This window comes from Acinetobacter stercoris (assembly GCF_900323515.1).
GTDB lineage: Bacteria > Pseudomonadota > Gammaproteobacteria > Pseudomonadales > Moraxellaceae > Acinetobacter > Acinetobacter stercoris.
This window is the reverse complement of the sequence record NZ_OOGT01000262.1, coordinates 1-4,386: the sequence shown is the minus strand read 5'-3', so window position 1 is coordinate 4,386 and position 4,386 is coordinate 1. Positions and strand designations below refer to the sequence as shown.

Below are 4,386 nucleotides of genomic sequence, written 5' to 3'. Positions count from 1 at the left end.
TCCATATATAATATTTAATATGACATCCAAAATATTTAAAACAACGATCAAAGGTTTATATGTATCACTTTCTCATAAAAATATTGATTATTTCCCTATCTACGATTTTGAACGTATTTTAACAACACCTGTTCCAGTACCAATGGTTACGGATGGTCGTCAACGCTTAGCCGCTACCCAAATCGGTTCTTTGGCAAATTCTGAAAGAACATTTATGCCATGCTATATTATTTATGATTTAGACAACAATATTGCACAATCTTTTAAAACGGTAGGCAAAGCTTGCTAAATATATTTTAAATCTTAGAATTAAAAAACGCAGCTTCTGCTGCGTTTTTTACATGGTCATATCAAATTAAGCTAATGCGGCAACTACGGCATCCCCCATTTCAACCGTGCCTACAGCTTTCATGCCTTCTGACATGATATCGGCAGTCCGTAAACCTTGATCCAGCACATTTCCAACCGCATCTTCGATAGCTTTTGCAGCTGTTTCTTCACGGAAAGTATAACGAAGCATCATCGCTACAGAAAGAATGGTAGCAAGTGGATTTGCCTTGTTTTGACCTGCAATATCAGGTGCAGAACCATGACAAGGTTCATACATACCTTTACCATTTTCATCCAGAGATGCAGATGGAAGCATGCCTATTGAACCTGTTAGCATTGCAGCCTCATCAGACAAGATATCTCCAAACAGGTTACCAGTAACAATCACATCAAATTGTTTAGGTGCACGTACCAATTGCATTGCTGCATTATCTACATACATATGTGAAAGCTGGATATCCTGATATTGTTCCTCTTTCAATGCAGTTACTGTCTGTTTCCAAAGCTCAGTTACCTCTAAAACATTGGCTTTATCCACTGAACATACTTTACCACCACGAAGTCCAGCTAGTTCGAATGCGACTTTGGCAATCCGTTTGATTTCAGATTCGGAATAAAGATCAGTGTTATAACCTTGTTTTTCACCATTTTCGAGTTCACGAATACCACGTGGTTGGCCGAAATAAATACCACCAGTCAATTCACGAACGATCAGGATATCCAGACCAGAAACAATTTCAGGCTTGAGACTAGAAGCATCTGCCAATTGCGGATATAAAATCGCAGGACGTAGATTTGCAAACAAATTCAATTCACTACGAATTTTCAACAACCCGCGTTCAGGTCGAATCGAACGCTCTATATTATCCCACTTTGGACCACCTACAGCACCCAGTAAAATAGCATCCGCTTTTTTTGCCTGCTCAGATGTCACACCTGGATATGGTTCACCATGGGCATCAATTGCAGCACCACCAAGTAAACCTTGTTCCCAGGTTAACCCCAAATTAAATTTTTCATTTACACGTGTAAGAACTTTTTCTGCCGCAGCGACAATCTCTGGACCAATTCCGTCACCTGCCAAGATCAAAATTTGTTTAGACATCTGTTATTCCATGTTTTGAAATCAGTATACATACTGAGTAAATTAAATTCTTTGCTCTATAAATTCGCTCACCCCTGTAAGTACGTTATAAGGGCGGCAAAAACGGCGAATTGGGCGTTGCTCCAACAACAGATCCACACAGAGTGGTGTTGGTGCTGACACGTTAAGTAAACTACCTGGTGTAGTAAATCTTTTACGATACATTTTTAGCGTATAATTTTGATGTGCTTTAAAATTATGAATAATGTGGAACATTTCAGCCCGTTGCTCGGAAATCGGATAATATCGAACAATAACTTCATATTGAGAAGGTGGGACATTTAAATATAATCCATTATCTTTGAACGAATTATTTTTTAAACGCACCCAGCCTCTTTCAATGGCCTTACGATCTACACGATGTGAACTGGCATCGACAATCGTTTGATTATTCAACCTTTCAAACTCACACTTCATCGCACCTGAACAATGAATGCTAACGTTATTCTCGGCTTTTAGCGTTTTTTGGGCCAGATTGATACGACCTGCATCTATCACTTGTTGACTCGCACAGCCACCGATCAATAAGCTTGATATACCTATCAATACACCTAAACCGCCGACTTTTATCATTGTCCAACCCCAATCTTACTCACAGAATAAACAGACTATTCATCATGTTTCAATGCATGTTAGCAAGAGTTAGGCTTTCACGCTACGCTTAAATGTTAACCCAAATAAATGTCTTAAATTAACCACGAATTTCCTGAAAAACCCAAGGACGTGATTGGCTGGTTTTAGCTTCATATGCCTTGATTTCATCGGATGCCTGCAGTGTTAAGCCAATATCATCCAAACCATTTAACAAGCAGTGCTTACGAAATGGATCTACTTCGAACTTAAAAGACTGACCAGATGGTGTACGCACCTCTTGCGCCTCTAAATCGATCGTAAGTTGATATCCTTCAGTTGCTGCACATTCCTTAAATAACTGATCAACCTGCTCTTCTGTTAAAATCACGGGTAACATGCCATTTTTAAAGCTATTATTAAAGAAAATATCAGCAAAACTTGGTGCAATTACGGTACGAAAACCATACTCATCCAAAGCCCAGGGCGCATGCTCGCGACTTGATCCGCAACCAAAGTTTTGGCGAGCGATTAATACTGAAGCCCCTTGATAACGTGGCTGATTTAATACAAAATCTGGATTTTTAGGACGTTTTGAATTGTCCTGACCAGGATAACCTTCATCTAAATAACGTAATTCATCAAATAAATTTTCACCAAAACCAGTGCGTTTAATTGATTTTAAAAACTGTTTCGGAATAATCAAATCTGTATCAACATTGGCACGATCTAATGGTGCAACGATACCTTGTTCAACGGTATAAGCTTTCATGGTTTTGCTCCCTTAGAATGAACGAACATCGACAAAGTGACCTGCAATGGCAGCTGCTGCAGCCATTGCTGGACTAACTAGATGAGTACGACCACCATTACCCTGACGCCCTTCAAAGTTACGGTTTGAAGTCGAAGCACAATGTTCACCTGGTTGTAATTTATCGGCATTCATTGCCAAACACATTGAACAGCCTGGTTCACGCCATTCAAATCCAGCAGCGGTAAAAATTTTATCCAATCCTTCCTGTTCTGCCTGCTGTTTTACCAAGCCAGAACCAGGAACAACCATTGCCTGCTTGATTGAACTAGAAACTTTACGACCTTTAATTACTTCTGCTGCTGCACGAATATCTTCTATACGTGAGTTTGTACATGATCCAATAAATACACGGTCTAATTGAATGTCAGCCAATGCCTGACCTGCATTTAAACCCATATATTGATAAGCACGAGTCCAGTCTTTTCGCTGAACATCATCACGAGCCTGATCCAAAGTCGGTACAGCCTGTGAAACAGGAATCACCATTTCAGGAGAAGTTCCCCAAGACACCTGAGGTTCAATTTCTTCACCTTGTAATACCACAATAGTATCGAAATGAGCGCCTTCATCAGAATGTAAAGTATTCCAATACTCAACAGCAGCATCCCATTGTTCACCTTTTGGTGCATAAGGACGATTTTTAACGTATTGGATTGTTTTGTCATCGACAGCAACCATACCAACGCGAGCACCTGCTTCAATTGCCATGTTGCATACTGTCATGCGACCTTCGATAGACATGTCTTTAAATACTTGACCACCAAATTCAATCGCATGACCTGTACCACCTGCTGTACCGATTTTACCGATAATGGCAAGGACAACATCTTTAGGCGTAACACCCTGACCTAATTTGCCATCAACACGCACCAACATGTTTTTCATCTTCTTTTGAACCAGGCATTGTGTCGCCAATACATGTTCAACTTCAGATGTTCCAATACCATGCGCCAAACAGCCAAATGCTCCATGAGTCGCTGTGTGCGAGTCTCCACAGACCACAGTCATACCTGGTAAAGTTAAACCTTGTTCTGGCCCAACAACATGTACAATGCCCTGACGGATGTCATTGATGTCAAATTCAACAATATTGAATTCTTCGCAATTATCATCCAAAGTTTGCACCTGAATACGTGAAGTTTCATCTTCAATACCTGCAATCCCTTCCGAGCGCTCTTTTTTCGAGGTTGGAACATTATGATCAGGAGTTGCTACGTTTGCACTTAAGCGCCAAGGTTGGCGTCCTGCAAGTTGTAATCCTTCAAATGCCTGTGGTGAGGTTACTTCGTGTAATAAATGACGGTCGATATAGAGTAAGGATGATCCGTCATCTCGTTGTAATACTAAATGGTCATCCCATAATTTATCGTATAAGGTTTTTGCTTTCCGGGTTTCGCCTGCCATGTCGATATGCTCCACTGGACTGGGTAATTCTTTCAATGAATTTGATTATAGCGGCTATTTTGCATAAATCTAATTTATCATTTTTATTAATTTAAAAACTTTTAGAAATTATTTCAACCGATAT

Annotated in this window: 5 protein-coding genes; 1 reads left to right on the top strand and 4 read right to left on the bottom strand. The window is 40.0% G+C overall.

Annotation, left to right across the window (positions count from 1 at the left end; all coding sequences use genetic code 11):
- The coding region (locus KPC_RS18090; protein WP_213065910.1) for a hypothetical protein at positions 1–289 on the top strand (289 nt) is incomplete at its 5' end.
- Between the two features lie 66 nt (positions 290–355).
- Here the strand turns inward: KPC_RS18090 and leuB are convergent.
- From leuB to leuC, 4 genes are all read right to left on the bottom strand, one after another.
- Positions 356–1,435 (bottom strand): 3-isopropylmalate dehydrogenase, encoded by a 1,080-nt coding sequence (gene leuB, locus KPC_RS18085; RefSeq protein WP_121975724.1) that lies wholly within the window; start codon positions 1,433–1,435, stop codon positions 356–358.
- Positions 1,436–1,477: 42 nt separating this feature from the next.
- On the bottom strand, positions 1,478–2,047 hold the full coding sequence (locus tag KPC_RS18080) for a hypothetical protein (protein WP_121975723.1): 570 nt from the start codon (positions 2,045–2,047) through the stop codon (positions 1,478–1,480).
- A 118-nt stretch (positions 2,048–2,165) separates the two neighbouring features.
- Positions 2,166–2,816 carry a 3-isopropylmalate dehydratase small subunit gene (leuD, locus tag KPC_RS18075; RefSeq protein ID WP_121975722.1) on the bottom strand — a complete coding sequence of 217 codons (651 nt, stop codon included), beginning with the start codon at positions 2,814–2,816 and terminating at the stop codon, positions 2,166–2,168.
- A gap of 12 nt (positions 2,817–2,828) precedes the next feature.
- Positions 2,829–4,262, bottom strand: a complete 1,434-nt coding sequence (gene leuC / locus KPC_RS18070; RefSeq protein ID WP_121975721.1) for a 3-isopropylmalate dehydratase large subunit — start codon at positions 4,260–4,262, stop codon at positions 2,829–2,831.
- Positions 4,263–4,386 lie beyond the last annotated feature (124 nt).